Annotated in this window: 11 protein-coding genes; 5 read left to right on the forward strand and 6 right to left on the reverse strand. The window is 65.8% G+C overall.

What is annotated here, in order from left to right:
* Nucleotides 1–27: 27 nt before the first annotated feature.
* The 3 genes from G6P88_RS12490 to G6P88_RS12500 are packed head-to-tail and all read left to right on the forward strand — an operon-like array spanning nucleotide 28 to nucleotide 2,164.
* On the forward strand, nucleotides 28–444 hold the full coding sequence (locus G6P88_RS12490) for a GtrA family protein (protein ID WP_165323456.1): 417 nt from the start codon (nucleotides 28–30) through the stop codon (nucleotides 442–444).
* Nucleotides 441–1,433 carry a glycosyltransferase family 2 protein gene (locus tag G6P88_RS12495; protein ID WP_165323457.1) on the forward strand — a complete coding sequence of 331 codons (993 nt, stop codon included), beginning with the start codon at nucleotides 441–443 and terminating at the stop codon, nucleotides 1,431–1,433. Before G6P88_RS12490 ends, G6P88_RS12495 begins: the two co-directional genes overlap by 4 nt.
* Nucleotides 1,433–2,164, forward strand: coding sequence for a class I SAM-dependent methyltransferase (locus G6P88_RS12500; RefSeq protein WP_165323458.1), 732 nt, complete (start codon nucleotides 1,433–1,435; stop codon nucleotides 2,162–2,164). Before G6P88_RS12495 ends, G6P88_RS12500 begins: the two co-directional genes overlap by 1 nt.
* On the opposite strand, the gene G6P88_RS12505 is transcribed toward G6P88_RS12500, so the two are convergent.
* From G6P88_RS12505 to G6P88_RS12515, 3 genes are all read right to left on the reverse strand, one after another.
* Nucleotides 2,092–3,708 carry a hypothetical protein gene (locus tag G6P88_RS12505; protein ID WP_165323459.1) on the reverse strand — a complete coding sequence of 539 codons (1,617 nt, stop codon included), beginning with the start codon at nucleotides 3,706–3,708 and terminating at the stop codon, nucleotides 2,092–2,094. The two genes, G6P88_RS12500 and G6P88_RS12505, sit on opposite strands and share 73 nt — an antisense overlap.
* Before the next feature lie 72 nt (nucleotides 3,709–3,780).
* A complete protein-coding gene (locus G6P88_RS12510; RefSeq protein WP_165323460.1) occupies nucleotides 3,781–5,589 on the reverse strand; it encodes a hypothetical protein in 1,809 nt (602 codons plus the stop codon).
* 16 nt (nucleotides 5,590–5,605) lie between these two features.
* Nucleotides 5,606–7,156 carry an NAD(P)/FAD-dependent oxidoreductase gene (locus tag G6P88_RS12515; protein WP_165323461.1) on the reverse strand — a complete coding sequence of 517 codons (1,551 nt, stop codon included), beginning with the start codon at nucleotides 7,154–7,156 and terminating at the stop codon, nucleotides 5,606–5,608.
* Nucleotides 7,157–7,352: 196 nt separating this feature from the next.
* Between G6P88_RS12515 and G6P88_RS12520 the strand changes: the two genes are divergently transcribed.
* Nucleotides 7,353–9,155: a methyl-accepting chemotaxis protein gene (locus tag G6P88_RS12520; RefSeq protein ID WP_165323462.1), complete on the forward strand. Its 1,803-nt coding sequence runs from the start codon at nucleotides 7,353–7,355 to the stop codon at nucleotides 9,153–9,155.
* Between the two features lie 14 nt (nucleotides 9,156–9,169).
* Here G6P88_RS12520 and G6P88_RS12525 read toward each other — a convergent pair whose 3' ends face one another.
* A complete protein-coding gene (locus tag G6P88_RS12525) occupies nucleotides 9,170–10,813 on the reverse strand; it encodes a histidine kinase famiy protein (RefSeq protein ID WP_226946547.1) in 1,644 nt (547 codons plus the stop codon).
* A gap of 204 nt (nucleotides 10,814–11,017) precedes the next feature.
* On the opposite strand from G6P88_RS12525, the gene G6P88_RS12530 reads away from it, so the two are divergent.
* Entirely contained in the window at nucleotides 11,018–13,318 is a 2,301-nt protein-coding gene (locus tag G6P88_RS12530; RefSeq protein WP_165323463.1) for an FdhF/YdeP family oxidoreductase, read from the forward strand.
* 8 nt (nucleotides 13,319–13,326) lie between these two features.
* Here G6P88_RS12530 and G6P88_RS12535 read toward each other — a convergent pair whose 3' ends face one another.
* Both G6P88_RS12535 and G6P88_RS12540 read right to left on the reverse strand, forming a co-directional pair.
* The gene (locus tag G6P88_RS12535; RefSeq protein ID WP_165323464.1) at nucleotides 13,327–16,263 is read right to left on the reverse strand and encodes a PAS domain-containing protein; all 2,937 of its coding nucleotides are present in this window, start codon (nucleotides 16,261–16,263) and stop codon (nucleotides 13,327–13,329) included.
* Between the two features lie 214 nt (nucleotides 16,264–16,477).
* On the reverse strand, nucleotides 16,478–18,760 hold the full coding sequence (locus tag G6P88_RS12540) for a TonB-dependent receptor (RefSeq protein WP_206335756.1): 2,283 nt from the start codon (nucleotides 18,758–18,760) through the stop codon (nucleotides 16,478–16,480).
* Between the last annotated feature and the right edge of the window lie 213 nt (nucleotides 18,761–18,973).

An 18,973-nucleotide genomic window follows, 5' to 3' on the forward strand; every position in this document is an offset into this window, starting at 1 on the left:
CGGCGCTTTTGTGGAAAAGCGCGGCCGATGTCCGACTTCCCGATCCTGACCCGCGAGCGCATGGCCCTGCTCGGTCAATTGCTGCGCTACGGCGTCACCGGCGCGCTGGCCTCGGTCGTCAATATCGGCATCTATCATGCGCTCGTCCGGCTCGGCGGGATGGATCCCAATCTTGCCTGGACCTGCGGCTTCGTCGGTGCGGCCGCGACCGGCTATGTCATTCACGGCAAATGGAGCTTTCGCGGCCATGGCTCGCGCGACCGGCAGACGGTCCGCATCCTGCGCTTCGCGATCGTCTCGCTGATCAGCTTCGCGCTGAACAGCCTGTGGGTCTGGCTGCTGGTCCAGCATATGGACCTTCCGATCTGGGCCCCCTATCCCCTTGTCCTATGCGTGACCCCGCTTCTCGTCTTCTGGCTGAACCGCCAATGGGTGTTCGAATGAGCGACCCGCACCTTTCGGTGCCGCTCTTGTCCGTAATCGTCCCGGTGAAGGACGAGGAGGACGCGATCGCGCCCTTCGTCACCCGCATGTCGCGCGTGCTCGATGCGCTCGCCGATCCGGAAGGGCGTCCGATCGCCTGGGAAATCCTATTCGTCGACGACGGCAGCAGCGACCGGACGATGGCCGCGATCCTGCTCGCGCATGAGGCCGATGCCCGGATCTCGGCGCTGTCGCTGTCGCGCAACTTCGGCAAGGAAGCGGCGCTGTCGGCTGGCATCGACAATGCCCGCGGCCAGCTGGTGATCCCGATCGACGTCGACATGCAGGACCCGCCCGAGGTGATCGGCGAGATGATCGCCAAATGGCGCGAGGGCTATGACGTCGTTTACGGCGTGCGGCGCAACCGCATGACTGACAGCCTGCCCAAGCGCCTCACCGCCGATCTCTATTATCGGGCGCACAACTGGCTCTCGAAGGACAAGATCCCCGAACATGCGGGCGACTTCCGCCTGCTCGACCGGCGTGTGGTGGAGGTGATCAAGCGGATGCCCGAGCGCAACCGCTTCATGAAGGGCCTGTTCGCCTGGTCGGGCTTCCGCCAAACGGCGGTCGAATATGACCGGGCCGAGCGCGCCGTCGGCACCACCAAGTTCAACTATTGGAAGCTGTGGCAGCTGGCGATCGACGGCATCACCTCGGCCTCGACCGCACCGCTCCGGGTCTGGTCCTATGTCGGTGCGCTGATCGCGGTGATCGCCCTGGTCTATGCGGTCTTCATCGGCGTCCGCACGCTGATCTACGGCGCCGACGTCGCGGGCTATCCCTCGCTGATGGTCGCCACTCTCTTCCTCGGCGGCGTCCAGCTGCTGTCGCTCGGCATTCTCGGTGAATATGTCGGGCGGATCCTCGTCGAAACCAAGAAGCGGCCGATCTACATCGTTCGCGACCGGATCGGTTGCCCCGATCCCGAAGCCAGGGACCTTGCCTGATGGACCGCGCCGCCTATGACCGGATGGCCGAGATCGACAAGGACCATTGGTGGTTCGTTGCGCGCCGCAAGATCATCGCCGCCCTGATCGAACACCATCGTCCCAAGGCGGGACCGCTGCGCATCCTCGAGGTCGGCGCCGGCACGGGCTCGAACCTCGCCTTGCTCCAGCGCTTCGGGACAGTGGACGCGATCGAGCCCGACGACGATGCGCGCGCCTTTGCCGAGCAGCGCAGCGGCCTCTCGATCAAGGGCGGCTATCTGCCCCATGTGCCGCTCGACGACGGGGCCTATGACCTGATCGTCCTGCTCGACGTGCTCGAACATATTCCGCAGGACGTCGAGGCGCTGGCCTATCTGCGGACCAAGCTGGCGCCGGGCGGGCGCATTCTCGTCACCGTGCCGGGCGCGCCCTGGATGTGGAGCGCGCATGACGTGGCTCACCATCACCAGCGCCGCTACACCGGTCGGCAGCTGCGCGAGGTGTTCGAGCGCGCCGGCCTCGCGCCGCGCTTCCTGTCGCATTTCAACACGCTGCTCTTCCCGCTGATCGCGCTGGTGCGCCTCGTCGGCAAGATCACGGGCAAGGAAGGCGGCGACGATGCGATGCCGTCGCGTCCCGTCAATGCCGTGCTGACCGCCCTGTTCGGGGCGGAACGTCACTGGGTGGCGAGCTTGAGCATGCCCTTCGGGGTGTCCATCGCGATGGTTGCCGCACCGACGATGCGATAGAGCGCGCCGCGCTCGCCGCCGTCCCAGACCAGCTTCAGGGTCGGGTCGTTGACCGGCCAATGCTCGCGCGAGGCGTTGATCAGCCAGAGATAATCGAACGCCTGACGCGGGAACAGCGCGAGCGAGCTCTCGATGCTGCGGGCCCAGCGCGCGCGGCAATGGCGCGGCCGCATCACCTGCGTCGGATCCTCGGCATAGCCCTTGGCCGGGGCATAGGCGATGCTCAGAAGCTGCGCGCCGGGCATCGTCCACTGCCCGTTGACGAAGGCCTCGCGCCGCACGATCGCCATTGCGCCGAGATGCTCGAGGCGCGGCGATTCCCAGCGCGAAAGGCAGGGCAGCTCGACGAGGGCGAACACGCGGCTGTGGCGTTCGACATGGTCGAGCGCCTTGAGCTGGCTCTCCTGAAAGTCGGAGAAGGCGGCGAAGCGGTCGGTCGACTGCCATACCCGCACGCCGAAGATCAGGAGGGCTAGGATCGCGATCGCGTTCAACGCCTTGCGGTTGGTGAAGCGCGGAACGAGGCCGATCACGCCGACCGCGATCACATAGGGGGCGAGCCGCATATCGGCATAGGCCGACCCGATCACGATCCGCGGCATCAGCACATAGGCGATCACGAGGACCAGCGTCGCCACGCCCAGCGTCCGGCGCATGTCGAAGCCGATCTGCCGCCAGCCGATCGTGGTCAGGCCGAACATCACCAGCAGGATCAGCGCGCTGACCAGCGTGATGTCGAAATGCATCCAGTGGTTGCGCAGCGACGAGATCAGATAGACGTATTTCGCCTTCCAGTTGAACCAGTCGGTCGTCTGTCCCTGCACATCGCCCGAGCGCCAGGCGATCATCAGCAGCATCGGCGGCGCGAGCGGCAGGCAGTGAAGGCTGCCCCGCCACAGCGATTCAAAGAAGCTTCGGCCCTCGACGTCGCGCATGCGCACGATTTCGGCGGCGAAGGCCAGCAGGCCCAGCACGCCCCAGGCAAAGCCGTGCGCCAGCCAGATCAGGCAGCCGAGCGGCAGGAAGATGATCGCGCGCAGCCGGATCCGGCTCATCCGCGCGAGATAGAGCCACAGCGCGAAGGCGTTGAGCGCCAGCGCCATGGCGAAGACATAGTTGATGAAGCCCCACTGGAAGGGCCAGCAATAAGCGAAGGGCAGGACGAGCCCGGCGGTCGCCGGCAGCCGGCCATGGACTTCGCGCGCGACCAGCAGCAGGCCGGTGATGGTCAGCGCGGGTACCGACATCACGATCAGCTTCACGCCCAGTTCGAGCCCGAACAGTTTCGACATCGGGATGATCAGCAGGTCGACGCCGAGATTGCCCATCAGCGCCCAGCGGAAGCGGTAATATTCGGTGAGAAGCGGAGAGGCGGGATCGGCGAGTTCGACCCGGTAACGGCCCATATGGCCCATCAGGTCCACCAGCGGCGGCACCGGCGGGTGGATGAGCGGCACCACCGACAGCAGCGCCACGAGGACGATGTACCAGCTGCTCGTCCACCAGCCGGACGGAGGCGTTACAGGTGGAGTGGACCGAAACATCGCGATCCGCGCCTTATGTCGCGCCGCGGGCGACGGCAAGGGGCAGCGTGGTGCGAGTGCCGGCAACGCGCCTCAGTCGGTGCGCCGCCAAAGCTTGAGCGTGCTGCCGGGAAGCGGCACGGGGCGGAGCCAGGAGGGCGCGCGCCCCGCCAGCAGCATTGCCATCAATCCATTGGGTGACGCTTTCGCATAGATTCCGGCCTCGCTGCCCGCCGGGTCGATCAGCAACAAGGTCATCGACCGCTCGATCATCAGACGGTGTGCGGCTTCGGGCGGTTGCGTGAAGGCGTCGATGACCCGGCGCATGGCGGGGGCCCCGCGGTGGTGGCCGCTCGCAGCATAGCTGTGCCGCGTCAGAAGGAGCAGGCGCGGGGTCAGGTCGAGGCCAGTCAGGATTCGGCTGGGCGGCAGTTGCGCCAGGACCGACAGGCCGGAGCAGGGCGCGAAGCAGGTTCGGCTTGGCGTAGCATGCGCTACATCGGGTTTCTCGGTCGGCCGGCCCCGGAGCATCAGCAGGCTTTCCCCAGCGACCATGGCCCCGATCGGCGACAGCGCCATGATCGAGAGCGCGCTGCCGGCGATGCGGACAAAGGACAGGCCGTGCCGCCCGACCCGATCGAGCGCCTGTCCCAGCAGCCATGCCGCACCGGGCAAGGCGCAGGCCTGTGCGAAGCCGCCCGTCCGCTGGACGAGCATCGACAGCAGGAACGAGCCCACGGCCAGCGCCATCATCGTTGCCCAGTCCCGCGCGGGGGTATCCGCTTGCCGTGCAGCACGCCAGGCAAGCAGGCTGCCCGTCAGGCCCACCAGCGGGAACAGCAACAACAGCATCGCGTTGCCCGCCGCCTGCCGCCAGATGGGCAGGCCTTCGGGGACATTTTCGTACCAGAAGCGGTGCACCACCCGATCGAGCTGGCCGAAAGGGCCGGACAGGCAAATGGGGGCCGTCATCATCAGCAGGGCCGCGCCCACCGCTGCTGCTGCGGCGAGGAGTGAAAGCTTGGCCATGGGGCCTTTTTCATCCAGTCGCCGCGCACCGAGCCCTGCCAGGAGCGGGGTCGCCGCCAGTGGTCCAAGCCAGGCGGGGCTCATCGCGTCGCACCATGGACGCGACCAGGCGGCCGGATCATGTGTTGCAGCGAACAGTGCCAGCGTGCCGGCGCCCAGCGCGGTAGCGAAACCGCGAAAGCGGCTGCCATCCTCGCCCATTATCCAGCGCAGTGCGAGCAGCAGGCCCAGCAGCCCGGCCATGGGCAGCGCTTCGAGCGACACGGCAAGCCAGAGCGCGGCAGCGATCCCCGACAGCGCTCCGCCGCGCGCCGGTCTCGGATCGAAGGCGGCAGCGATGGCAGTCATGCCCAGCATCGTCTGCCAGCCATGATGGTCGATCCGCAGTGGCAGCAGGTGGAACAGCATCAGCGGTGCCGTCGTGCCCAGCATGGCAGCGAGCAGGGCGGTGCGGCGGTCGGCCAGTCGGGCGGTGAGGAGGGCGATCGCACCCAGCAGTCCGCCCAATGTGACGAGCGGTACGACGACCGAAGCGAGCCGTTCCGCAGCATCGATCCCGATCAGCGGCTGGGTCAGCAGGATGATCGCCGCCAGCGGCAGGTCGACGAGCCGCGACCAGTGCATCGGCACGCCCCCGGGCGGATCGATCCGATATTGGGTGACGTCGAAAAAGCTCTGCCCGCCGAGCCAGTCGCGGACCTGCTGGAGCCGCAGATAATCGTCGGGATCCCACATTTCGAGCGGACCGACGTGCGGCCAGGCCATGGCCGTGAGAATCGAACAGGCCAGCAGCCAAAGCGCGGTCACGCCAAGAATCAGCCTCGATCGCGTCAGGGCATCCTTCGCCCCGTCACCATCCGCGAGGGCCGACATGGCGGTGCGGCCGCGATCAGGCGGCCTTGCGGCCGGCAAGACGTGTGGGCACCTGCCGTTCCGAACCGAGCGCGGCCTTCACGCCGGCCGCATCCGCCAGAGCCTCCTCGCCCTCGCGTCCGGCCTCGTGATATTCGGCATCCTCGTTGACCGACCACACGTCATGACGGCGTGTGCCGGCGGCGATGTTCCGCGCGGTCAGCATCGCCGTCATCATCGCATGGTCCTGATTATTGTAGCGATGCATGCCGTTGCGGCCGACGAAGTGCAACGTCGGATAGCGGCTCTCCAGTTCGGTGCGAACGGCCGCGACATTGTCGGCATAGGCATCGTCATAGACTGGATAGGCCTTCTCCTGGCGTACCACTGCGCCCCCGACGACCTGCTGCGGTTCGCACAGGCCCAGTTCGGCCAGCTCGCGCTTCGCCAGTTCGACCAGTGCCTCGTCGGACGAGGACCAAAGGCCGTCGCCTTCGAAGCAGAAATATTCGAGGCCGACGCAGGCGAGCGCAGGGTCGGGCACCATCTCGGGCGACCAGCTGCGGAAATTCTGGATGCGGCCGACCTTCACCCGGTCGTCATGAATGTAGATCCAGTTGTCGGGGAACAGATCCTCGGACCGGATCATCAGAGCCACCGTCAGGAAGTCGCGATAGTTCAGCGACATTGCCTGCGGCAGGCTCTCGGGCAGCGGGTGGAGGCGCGTGGCGAGCTCGCGCATCGGGGCCGAGCTGATCACATGGTCGGCGGTCATCAGGCTCAGTCGTCCGGCTTCGTCCATGGCGGCGATGCGCCAGAGGCCGGCGGTCTCGTCCCAGGACAGCTGGTGCAGCCTGTGCCCCATCAACAGGCAATTGCCCTGCTCCAGGATGCGGTCGCGCGCGGCGTCCCACATCATGCCCGGGCCCTTGCGCGGATAGCGGAAGCTTTCGAGGAGCGTCTTCGCCTGCATCCCATCATTCGGTCTGCGGTTCAGGCCCAGCGAGCGGCGGATGCCGTCGAGCACGGCCTTGCCGAGGCTCAGGCCCTTGATGCGTTGCGCCGCCCAGTCGGCCGACATCTCGCTGCAGGGCATGCCCCAGACCTTCTCGGTGTAGGTCTTGAAGAAGATGCCGAACAGCCGCGAACCGAACTGGTTCACCACCCATTGCTCGAAGCTGCGCACCTCGCGGTGCGGAAACAGTTTCCAGCGGAAGAAGCTCGCCATGCACAAGGTCGACTGGATCAGGCCCAGATTGCGCAGCGCCTCGAATGCGCGCAGCGGATAGCTGTAGAATTTGCCGCGATAGAAGATGCGGCTCATCCGCGGCCGCTCGATGAAGTCGTCGGGCAGCAGTTCGTTCCAGAGGTCCACCACTTCGCGCGACTTGGAAAAGAAGCGGTGGCCGCCGATGTCGAAGCGAAAGCCGCGATGCTCGACGGTGCGGCTGATCCCGCCCACCTGATGCGGATCCTTTTCGACGAGGGTAACGGTGAAGCCCTGCTTGCCGAGCAGATAGCCCGCCGTCAGGCCCGCCGGCCCCGCTCCTATGATCGCGACGTCGACATGATTGGTGGCGCGGGCCATCGTCTATCCCCAGCTTCGGTTCGCCCGGTCATGCCCGCAACGGGTTAGAGGATGGTTAATGATCGGTTTTCGGGATGGTCGTTCCGCAAGTAGTATCCGCAAAGCGAATTCCCCGTGCACAGCCGCAACGCCAACCAGGGATTAACGACCGTTAGGCATAAGGGGCCTGCTCTCGGACAGCGGATGGAACACCGCGATGCTCAGCACACAAGTCTCGTCGGCACGTCGTCTCCTGGTCGCCCTGGTCATCGGCGCCCTGCTCCTGATCGGCGTCGTCATCGCGCAAATCCGACTCGGCGGGCCGATGTCGCGCGCCAATTCGCTGCAGGACGAGATGCTGGCGGATATCCTGCCGCCGCCCGCCTTCGTGGTGGAGCCCTATCTGGTCGCCACGCTCATGGCGGACGATCCCGTGGATACAAGGGAGCAGCTGTCTCGCCTCTCCACGCTGCGCGCCGAGTTCCTGGCCCGGAAGGCCTATTGGCACGACGCGCCCGTGCCGGAGGAACTGCGTCCGGCGCTCGACGAAACGATTCGCAGGGCCGACCTTTTCTGGATGGCGGTGGACCGCCAGTTCCTGCCTGCCTTGGCCCGCCGCGACAGCGCCGCCCTCATCGCCTTGCAGAAGGGGCCGCTCACCGAGGCCTATCGACGGCAGAATGCGGAGGTTCTGCGGCTGGTCGATCTGTCCAAGACATACCGGGCTGCCAGCGATCGGCGGCATGGCATCATTGTGGCCCTTGCGCTGCTTGTCGTCGCACTTCTCTCCGGAGCGGTCATCATCGCCATTCTGCGCGCTTCCGGCTTTGTCCAGAACCGGATCATCGACCCGATCAACGATGCCGCCCAGGCGATGCGGATGATGGCAGGCGGCGACTTCGGCGTGACGATGGATGCCTATCTCGATCGGGGCGACGAGATCGGTATCATGGCCGAGGCGACCGAGGGATTTCGCACGTCCGGCCTGGACCGGCGCCGGGCCGAGCAGGAACGCGCGGTCGTCGTCGATTCGCTGTCCGTGGGGCTCTCGCACCTCGCCCGACGCGACCTCGAGCATAAGCTCTCCGAGCCTTTCCCCGTCGAATATGAGGAATTGCGGCACAATTATAACCGGGCGGTCGATGGGCTGGCCGAGGCGATGCGGGCGGTAAGGGCCGGCGCCTCGTCGGTGATGCGCAACCTGTCGGAACTCAGCACCGCCTCCAGCGATCTCGCCAACCGCAACGAGCGGCAGGCGACGAGCCTCGCGGAGACGGCCTCGACCATGGAGCAGTTGAGCGGCAATGTCCGCCAGACGGCGGTCAGCGCGGCGACAGCGCAGAGCAGCGTGACACTGGCGTGCGCAAAGGTCGACGAGGGGGAGGCCGTCGTCGGCAGTGCGATCGAGGCGATGAGCGCGATCGAATCGTCCTCCCGACAGATCGCCGCGATCGCCGAGATGATCGACGGAATCGCCTTCCAGACCAATCTCCTAGCGCTGAATGCCGGGGTCGAAGCGGCGCGGGCGGGCAGTGCCGGTGCCGGCTTCGCCGTGGTCGCGAACGAGGTTCGTGCCCTGGCGCAACGCTCGGCCGATGCCGCCAGCAAGGTGAAGATATTGATCGATACCGGCTCGGAGCATGTTGGGCGTGGCGTCGAATTGGTCGGCGAGACCGGCGTACGCCTGAAGAATATCGAGGATCAGATGACCGCGATCCGGCGGCTCGTGTCCGAGATCGCCGACGCCGCGGACGAGCAGGCCAGCCATCTCCAGCATCTGACCCAGGGCATGCAGCTGATGGACCAGATGACCCAGCAGAACGCCGCGATGGTGGAACAGTCCACGGCCGCCACGACCAGCCTTGCCGGCGACGCGACCGCGCTCAAGGAACTAGTCTCGACGTTCCGGACCCGCAATGTCGAGACCCGCCCGCTGACCGGGGCGCATCCCGCCGCAGCCCGGCAGGAGGCGATCCCAAGGTCCGATGATCCCGATCTGGCCTTCGCGCTCGCCAGCTAATCCGTGTTGCGGGGTCAGCCGACTCCGGTCGGCCCGTCCATGACGATTCGCACCTTGGTCGCGAGCTCCGAGCGCCGATAGGGCTTGTTGAGGATATCGAACTCGTCGGCCCTGACGTCGATCCGCTCCATGGCAGTCTCGGCATAGCCGGTGGTCAGCAGGACCTTGATGTGTTGACGCCGGCGCCGCGCTTCGCGGGCCAGCTGAACCCCGTTGAGCCGTCCCGGCATGATCAGGTCGGTGAACAGCATGTCGATGTCCTCGGTGCCCTCGAGGATCTGAAGTGCCTCCACCCCGTTGGACGCGCGCAAAATCTGGTAGCCGAACTCCTCCAGTACGTCCTGAGCATAGGCCGCCACGTCGGACTGGTCCTCGACCAGCAGGATCGTTTCGGCGCCGCGTGACCGCTCGCCGCGCCGCGCTGGCCGGGTACCCTCGGGCTCGACAGGCCCGTCCTCGCAGGGGAAGAGAAGCCGAACCTTGGTGCCGGAGCCTTCGTCCGACTCGACGAGCAGGGCGCCGCCCGACTGGCGCGCGAAACCGTAGACCATCGACAGGCCGAGCCCGGTTCCCTTGCCCTGCTCCTTGGTGGTGAAGAACGGCTCGGTCACCCGCTCGAGGATATCGGGGCTCATGCCGGTGCCGGTGTCGCTGATCGTCACCTGCGCATAATGGCCCGGCGGCAGCTGGGCCAGCGTGACGCTGCCGTCGCGGATGGCCACTGTCGCCGTCTCGATGGAAATCTTACCGCCAGCCGGCATGGCGTCGCGCGCATTGATCACGACGTTCAATAGCGCCAGCTCGGCCTGGGTGGTGTCGATGCGCGCGTTGCAAGCATGGTCGGACAGCCGGCGTTCGACCGAGATCTGGTCGGGCAGCGTGCGCTCGATGACGGGCATCAGCTGCTCGATCATCTCGTTGACGTTGATGATCCTGCCCTCGAGGCGCTGCTTGCGCGCGAAGGCGAGCATCTGCTGGGTGAGCGAACTACCGCGTTCGGCCGCCTGCGAAATGGCCTCCACCTGACGGCGCGCCCTGGAAAAGTCGAAGCCGTCGGGCTGTTCGAGCCGGTTCTTCAATATGTCGGAGAAGCCCTGGATGACCGTCAGCAGATTGTTGAAGTCATGCGCGATCCCGCCGCTGAGCTGGCCGATCGCCTCCATCTTCTGCGCCTGCCGCAGCGCATCCTCGGCGTCGCGACGACGGCTGACGTCGAGTTGCGAGCCGAAATAGTAGATGAGCTTGCCGTCGCGGTCGAACACGGGCGACACGAACAGCGCGTTCCAGAAGCTCGCGCCGCTCTTCTTGTAGTTGAGAATTTCGACGGCGGTTTCACGGCGTTCGGCGATCGCGCGGCGTACTTCGGCGACGGTATCCCGATCGGTGTCCGGGCCCTGCATCAGCCGGCAATTTTTCCCAAGCAACTCCTCCGGCGTGTAGCCGGTCATGTTGAGGAAGGCCGGGTTGGCGAAGACGATCGGATGGTCCGGCGCATGCGGGTCGGTGACGATCATCGGCATGCGCGTCGCCCGCACGGCGGCGAAGAAGATCGCGTTATGCTCGTCGCGCATGTCCGGATTGGCGCCCGCGCTCTGCAGCGGGGCAGGGCTGCCGGGGGGCATGTCCGAACGATCGTGCGTCACATATCCTCGCTGCATAACAAGGCCATAAGGGCTGGCGCGGTCTGAACGCGCGATCGCGGCGTTGGTTCAGCGCCTTGTCCTGCCCAAAGGAACAGTTAGTGTCTCGGCACGGCACGGCCGGAACCCGCCGGCGGCGCGGCCGGTTCAGCCGTCGTCCCCGACCGAGGGAGGGGCTCTCTCATGCGGCGGTCTGCCGCCCGACGAAGGACCAGGTTCGACATGGAGAAGGAAATCCGTCCCGGTGCGCTCAACCCCCTCGTCGCCGTGGAGTATCGGGGCGCCGTCGGCGGCTGGGGTTCGGTACGGGGCATGATCGGGACGCTGAAGACGTCCGGTGCCGGGCTGGCGGCGCTCGACACGCTCGCCGGGCTCAACAAACCGGGGGGGACGATGTGCACCTCCTGCGCCTGGACCAAGGTGCCCAATCCCGGGCTCGTGGAATTTTGCGAGAATGGTGCGAAAGCCACCCTCTGGGACCTCACCACCGATCGCTGCACCCCCGCCTTCTTCGCGGCTCATCCGGTCGCGGAGCTGGCGCGCTGGTCGGACTATGATCTCGAGCGGGTGGGCCGGCTCACCCATCCGATGCGCTATGATGCGGCCACCGACCGCTATGTCGAGACCGATTGGGACGAGGCCTTTTCCGCGATCGGGGCCGAGCTGCGGCGGCTGGAGCCCCGGTCCGCGACCTTTTACGCGTCGGGAAAGGCTGCGCTCGAAGCCTCCTACCTCTACGCATTGTTTGCCCGTCTCTATGGGCACAATAATCTGCCCGACAGCTCGAACATGTGCCACGAGACGACGTCGGTGGCGCTCAAGACGGTGCTGGGGACCCCGGTGGGCACCTGCACCTTCGACGACCTCGCCCATTGCGACGCGATCTTCTACGTGGGCCAGAACCCCGGCACCAATTCGCCGCGCATCCTGCATCCCCTGAAGGATGCGGTGGACCGCGGCTGTCGCATCGTCGCGTTCAATCCGCTCAAGGAAAAGGGCCTGATCGCCTTCGCCGATCCCCAGAGCCCGGTCGACATGGCGCTCGGCCGATCGACGCCGATCGCGAGTCATTATGTGCAGGTCCGCCCGGGCGGCGACATTGCCGCGTTGACCGGCGTCGCCAAGCATGTGCTCGCGCTCGACGCAGAGGATCGCGCGCGGGGCGGTCCCGGTGTGCTCGACCGGGCCTTTCTGGAAGAGCATTGCCATGGTCTCGCCGACTGGCTCCGCTTCGTCGAACAGAGCGACTGGGCCGAGCTGGAAAGGCAGTCGGGGGTCGGTCGCGCCGAGCTGGAGACGGCCGGCGCGATCTATGCCGCGTCCGAGCGGGTTATCGGCATCTATGGCATGGGCCTTACCCAGCATGTCCATGGGTCGGATGCCATCGGCGCCCTCGTCAACCTGCTCCTGTTGCGTGGCAATATCGGCCGCAAGGGCGCAGGCTGTCAGCCGATCCGGGGGCATAGCAACGTCCAGGGGCAGCGCACGGTCGGAATTACCGAGAAGCCAGAACTGGCCCCCAACGACGCCTATCGGGAGCTGTTCGGGTTCGAAGCCCCGATGCAGAAGGGTCACAACACAGTCGAGTTTCTCGAAGCGCTGCTGGCCGGCGAGGCCAAGGCCTTCATCGGTCTCGGCGGCAATCTGGTACGGGCGGTGCCGGATCAGGACCGGGTGGCCCGGGCGTGGGGAGGGATGGAGCTCACCGTCCATGTCGCAACCCGGCTCAATCGCACCCATCTGATACCTGGACGATCCAGCTGGCTTCTGCCCTGTCTCGTGCGGGCAGAGGAAGACATACAGGCCGGCGGACCGCAACAGGTGAGCATGGAGGACAGTTTCAGCCATATTCACGGTTCGATCGGGCGGCGGACCCCGGCCAGCCCCCATCTACTTTCCGAGGTCGCGATCGTCGCCGGCCTGGCCAAGGCGACGCTGGAGCCGCGCGACACGCTGCCATGGGATGCGTGGGTCGCAGATTATGGCCGCATCCGCGACCTGATCGCGCGCACCTGGCCCGATCAGTTCGCCGACATGAACCGGCGCATGAACGAGCCCGGCGGCTTTTATCGCGGTAACAGCGCGCATGACCGGATCTGGAAGACCGAGAGCGGCAAGGCGCAGTTCACCATCCCCGGCTCGCTTGATGCTGCCGACCTCGTCGACCGGCCCGGCCGCTTCCGGCTGATCACGCTGCGCTCGAACGACCAGTTCAACACCACGGTCTATGGCATGTCTGACCGGTTGCGCGGCATAGAGGGCGATCGCATGATCGTGATGATGGCACCTGCCGATATGGCGGCGCTGGGCCTGAAGAAGGGGCAGCGGGTAGCCCTGGTCGGCGATGCGGCGGACGGAATCGCCCGCTCGGTCGAGGGGCTCGCCGTCATCCCCTATGATCTGCCGCGCGGTGCCATCGCGGGCTATTTCCCCGAGCTCAATCCGCTCTCGCCGCTGTCGCGCCATGACGGTGCCTCGGGGACGCCTGCGTCCAAAGCGATCCCGGTCCGCATTCTCGCCTGATCCGTGCCTCAGCCCGCCCGGTCAGCCATGATCTCCTGAATCCGGGCGGCGAGCATGTCCATCGGGAAGGGCTTGGTGAGCAGGGCCATGTTCGGGGCCAGCTGGCCATTGCCGATCACGGCATTCTCGGCATATCCGGTCATGAACAGCACCCGGAGATCGGGACGGAGCACCAGCGCGGCGTCCGCCACCTGCCGACCGTTCATCCCGCCGGGAAGCCCGACATCGGTGATGAGCAGGTCGATATGCGGGGTGGCGTGGACGGCTGCCAGCGCGCCGGCGCCGTCGGCCGCCTCGACGACATTGTAGCCGAGCTCCTCGACCACTTCGACGACCAGCATTCGCACGGTCGGTTCGTCGTCGACCACCAGCACGCATCCCGCTCCGCGCTCGGCTTCAGCCAGCGGCGCGGTAGGTTGCGGTGCGACGTCGCCATCGGCAGGCGCGGCTTCCGCATGCCGCGGCAGGTAGATGCACATCGTCGTGCCCAACCCGATCTCGGTGTAGATGCGGACCTGTCCTCCCGACTGTCGCGCGAAGCCATAGATCATCGAAAGGCCGAGCCCGGTCCCCTCCCCCATGGGTTTGGTGGTGAAGAAGGGATCGAAGGCGCGCGCCGCAATGTCCGGAGCCATGCCCGTGCCGGTATCCGTCACGCAGATCGAAACATACTGCCCGGCTTCCAGGTCGCGCTCGCGGGCGGCGCGCTCGTCGAGCCACTTGTTGGCGGTCTCTATCGTGATCCGTCCCCCCTGCGGCATCGCGTCGCGCGCGTTGATGCAGAGATTGATGATCGCGTTCTCGAGCTGGTTGGGGTCCACCAGGGTCGTCCACAGACCCGCCTTGCCGACCGTCTCGACGGCAACAGCCGGCCCGACCGTGCGCCGGATCAGGTCCTCCAGGTCGAAGATCAGCCGGTTCACGTCGGTCGGTTTGGGATCGAGCGTCTGTCGCCGCGAGAAGGCGAGCAGGCGGTGCGTTAGAGCGGCCGCGCGCTTGACCGCGCCCTGCGCGGCGATCGAATATTTCTCCAGCTCGTAGACGCGGCCCTGGGCGATGCGGATTTGCATCATCTCCAGCGCACCGGAGATACCGGTCAGCAGATTGTTGAAATCATGCGCGAGGCCTCCCGTCAGCTGTCCGACCGCCTCCATCTTCTGTGACTGGCGCAACGCCTCCTCGGCGCGGTCGCGCTCGGCCGCCGTCGCCGCGACCTCGGCCTGCAGTCCGATCTTTTCGCGGTGAAGCTGACGCTCGACGGCCTTGCGCGCCGAGACGTCCTGCATGGCGCCCACCATGCGGATCGGCGTTCCCGCAGCGTCGCGGAGAACATATCCGCGATCGAGCACGTCGGCATAGCTGCCATCGGCGCGGGCGAAGCGATATTCGTCGCTCCAGTCGGTGCCCGAGGAATCGATCACCGCATGGATGCTGCGGTCGATCCGGTCCCGGTCCTCGGGGTGGATGCTTCCCAGCCACCATTCCCCGGTCGGTTCTACTTCGGTCAGCCTGTGTCCATAGGCGCGCTCGAGCGCCTCGTTCCAGATCACCATGTTCGTCCGGAAATCCCAGTCCCAGACCGCGTCGTTGGTGGCGCGCCCGGCAAGGCGCAGGCGCTCTTCCACCTCGCGCATCGCGGCATTGGCCAGCCGGTCGCGGGTGATGTCCTGCACCGTTCCGATCAGACGGACCGGCCTTCGGCCGTCGAAGAACGCCAGGCCATGCGCGGCGATGTGGCGCAACTTGCCGTCTTCGATGCCGATGGTCCGATACTCGACCTCGAACTCGTGGTTGCCGTCGGGATCGAGCGACGCGACGACGGCGGCATGTGCCCTCTCGCGGTCCTCCGGATGGAGCCCTCCCAGAAAGGTCGATTCATAGGACACGGCGGCACCCGGCGGCAGGCCGAACAATTCCCGGCAGCGGTCATCCCACTTCAGCGTCTGCTCGACCGGGCGATAGTCGAACCGGCCGAGGCGGGCTGCCTTCGTGGCCAGTTCCAGTTCCTCGCGGCTGCGCTCCAGCGCGCGTTCCGTGTGCCGCCGCTCGGTGATGTCGTAGAACAGCACTGCCACATGATGTTTCGCCGGATCGTCGATCCGGTAGGCGCTGACAAGATACCATCGGTCCTCAAGCGCCTTGGCCGGAAGCTCCAGCCGCGCGGTCTTGCCGGAGCGCGCCACCTCTCCATAGAGGTCGAACCAATGTTGCTCGTGGTTCGGTGCGATCTCCCGCATCGATCGGCCCGCAGCATTGGCTACGCCGGTATAATGCTCGAAGGATTCGTTCACCTCGAGGAAGCGATAGTCGAGCGCCTCGCCGCGGTCGCCGAATATGACCTCGATGACGCAGAAGCCGGCATCGATCGAATTGAACAGGCTGCGATAGCGATGCTCGCTCATCCGCAGCGCCTCTTCGCTGCGCACGCGGTCGGCAGCTTCGCGGATCCGCAGCGCAACGTCCTCGACCAGGGAAACTTCGACGGTTTCCCAGGCCCGGGGCCGCTGCATGTTCACATAAAGCAGGCTGTCGAGCTGTCCGTTGCGCATGATCGGGCAAATGATCGCTGCGCGCGTGTCGATGGCCGCCCAGCTTTCGTCATGACCGGCGCTCAGCGGATGGGTCGTAACATCGTCGAGGATCAGAGTGCGCCCGACCCGAAGTTCGGCCATCAGAGCCTCGCCATAGCCCTCCATCGGCCGGAGCCGCCCCTGGAGATTTTCCAGCCGCCCTCCCGAATCGGCGTCAATCCGGCTGAGGCCGCCGTCCACAGCCAGCGAAGCGAAGCCGCAGCGGTCGGCGCCCAGCCTGTCCGCCAGCATCCGCGAGGCCGTGTCGAGAATAGCCTGTGCGTCGTTGATCTCGCGCAGCGTGTCGAGGAAGGCGAGCTGGAAAGCCTGCCGTTCAAGCAGCTGTTCGCGGCTCAACTGTTCCGATCTCGGCATGCTTCCCCCAACGACGTCAGCCCATGACAGGTCTGCGCCGGCGGCTTAGCCGCAGCGGACCGATCATGGGAGCCAGCATATATACCGGCTTCAGCCGCGCCACCGGGGAGCGGATTGGAAAAGAATGTCCAGAATGATCGATAGTTCCGCGACCGGGATGAGAAGGGCCGCCCCCGCAAGCGGAAGCGGCCCTCGGTCTCCGACTGGTCGCCGATCAGAATTCGGCGGTCAGCCTCGCGCCCCATGTCCGGGGCCGGTTGAAGATCGCCGTCGCCAGCGATCCGAAGTCGGTCGCGAAGCTATAGTAACGGTTGTTGGTCAGATTCTCGCCGAACAGCTGGGCGGTCAGCTTCACATTATCGCCAGCGGGGATGTCGGACAGGATCACCCGTGCGGACAGTTCTTTCTGAGTTCCGGTCCGGAACCCCTGCAGGGTTGGAGCCAGTGAGTCGATCACCGCCAGACGCGCGCTGCTCTTGGTCGAATAATCGACGCGGAACGTCGCCACTCCCATCGGCATGGGCGAGGTCTTTACCTGCGCGCCGACATGGGTCGACCATTTGCTGAGATAGGCGAAATGGGCGGTCGAGCCGACATTGGTCACCACGCCGCCGACGATCTGGTTATATTCCTTATATTTCGGATCGACATAGCCGACATTGCCGTCCAGCTGGACATGTTCGCCCAGCAGCAGCGCGCCTTCGAGTTCGAAGCCGCGGTAGCGCGCCTTGGCCGCGTTGACGATGAAGTTGGTGCGGGTCACGCTGTTGAACTGGTTGACCTGCAGATTGTCGTAATCGATCTGGAAGACGTTGCCGTCCAGCCGCAGATGGCGGTTGAGTGCGGTCAGCTTCCAGCCCAGTTCGTAGGTGATCGCTTTTTCGGGATCCCAGCCTGGCGATCCTGGTGCGAGGGCGTTGAAACCGCCCGCGCGGAAGCTCGAGGCGATCCGGCCATAGGTCATGAAGCCAGGAACCCAGCGATAGCTGATCGATCCGCTATAGCCGAAATTGCTCCAGTCATTCTTGCCGACCTGGTTGGTGGTCGTGGTGGTGGTCGTCGTCTGGACGATGCCGGTGGCGATGTCGCGCTTGTCCTTGGTGTAGCGGCCGCCGACGGTCACCTCGAGCTTCTCGTCGAGCGAAGCGGGCTTCCACTTCACCTCGCCGAAGGCCGCGTAGGACTTGGTGGTCTGCTCATAGGTCACGCTGCGGTCGAGACGGATCCACGCCGCGCCCACCGGTGAGTTGAGGACTGTGGTGACGTTCTCGTTCACCTTCTCCCACCAATAATAGAGACCCAGCACATATTCGAAGTCGGCGAGGTCGCCCGCAACCTGGACCTCCTGGCTGAGCTGCTTCTGCGTGCCGGGGTTGGTCGGCGCCGCATGGACGCTGATGGGCTCGACCCGCTGGGCAGGGTTGCGCGGGTTGAGGACCGTGCCGAGAATATAGCTGCCACCCAGATAATTGCGCAGATGCTGATCGATCTCGGCATAGTTGGTGATCGACTTGAACTGCGCGGTCTCCGCGATCGGATAGGTCAGCGTCAGCGTGTCGCCCCAGCTCTTGATCACCGCATTGCCCTGAATGCGCGGGTCGCGATAGCTGAGGTCGAGCGCTTTGGGGCTGAGCACCAGCGGCGGACCCGACGGATTGGCCGCCGCCGAATTGGTGTAGGCCGTAATCGCCGCCGGCGTGCCGCCGATCGCCTGCCAGGCGGTGAAGGAGACATTGCGCGCATAGCGGAAGCGGTTGTCGATCTCGAGATCGCCGAACGAGCCAGCGAGCGCAGCGGTTAGGCCCAGATCCTTCTCGTTGCCGCCCCAGTCGGATTTCGACAGGCCGGGCGTGCGCACCCAACCATCGCGCTGGCGCCAGTTGGCGCCCAGCTTCAGGCGCCAGTCGGACTGGCCGATCGCGCCGGTCTGAAGCACGGCGGAGAGCATCTTGTCGTCATAGCGACCATAGCCGATCGAGACCTTGGCGCTCGGTTCGTCGGTGGGTGCCTGGGTTACCAGCATGATCGCGCCGCCGGTCGTGTTGCGTCCGAACAGCGTGCCCTGCGGACCGCGCAGCACTTCGACGCGCTCCAGGTCGGGAAGGTCGAAGGCCGCACTTGTCGCGCGCGGCGTGTAGACCCCGTCGACATAGAGGGCGACGGCCGGCTCGGTGTAGAGTGTGGTCGACAGCGTGCCGATGCCGCGAATGAACACGACGGGGGCGTTGGCGCTGCCCGATCCCTGCGTGATTTTGAGGTTCGGGGCGAGATCGGCGAGCGCACTGAGCCGGGTGAGCACCCGTTGCTCGATATCCTTGCCCCCGATCGCGGTGATCGGCAGCGGCGCAGTTTCGGCCCGCTCCGCGCGCCGGCGCGCAGTGACGATGATATCGGCGAGGCCACCCTGGCTTGCGACCGGATCGGCCTGCTCCTCGGCGAACGCCGGCGCAGAAACGAGTCCGACGAAGGCCACCGACAATGCGGTGCCTCCGCGCAAGACGGACGTGATTCGACTCCTCATTGCTTTCATCTTCCCCTCCTATGGACGCGCCCTGAAGGACGTCGTCTTTCTCCTGTGCCGGCAGCCCCGCCGGCCGTTCTTCACACCGCTTCTGTCCGGTCTCTCGCCGCCGTCGGTGATCTGTCGATTGACAACCTATCAATCATGGTAATCTTATCAAGAATAAACATAGCAGCGACGAGAGGACGG

This window comes from Rhizorhabdus phycosphaerae (assembly GCF_011044255.1).
Lineage (GTDB): Bacteria > Pseudomonadota > Alphaproteobacteria > Sphingomonadales > Sphingomonadaceae > Rhizorhabdus > Rhizorhabdus phycosphaerae.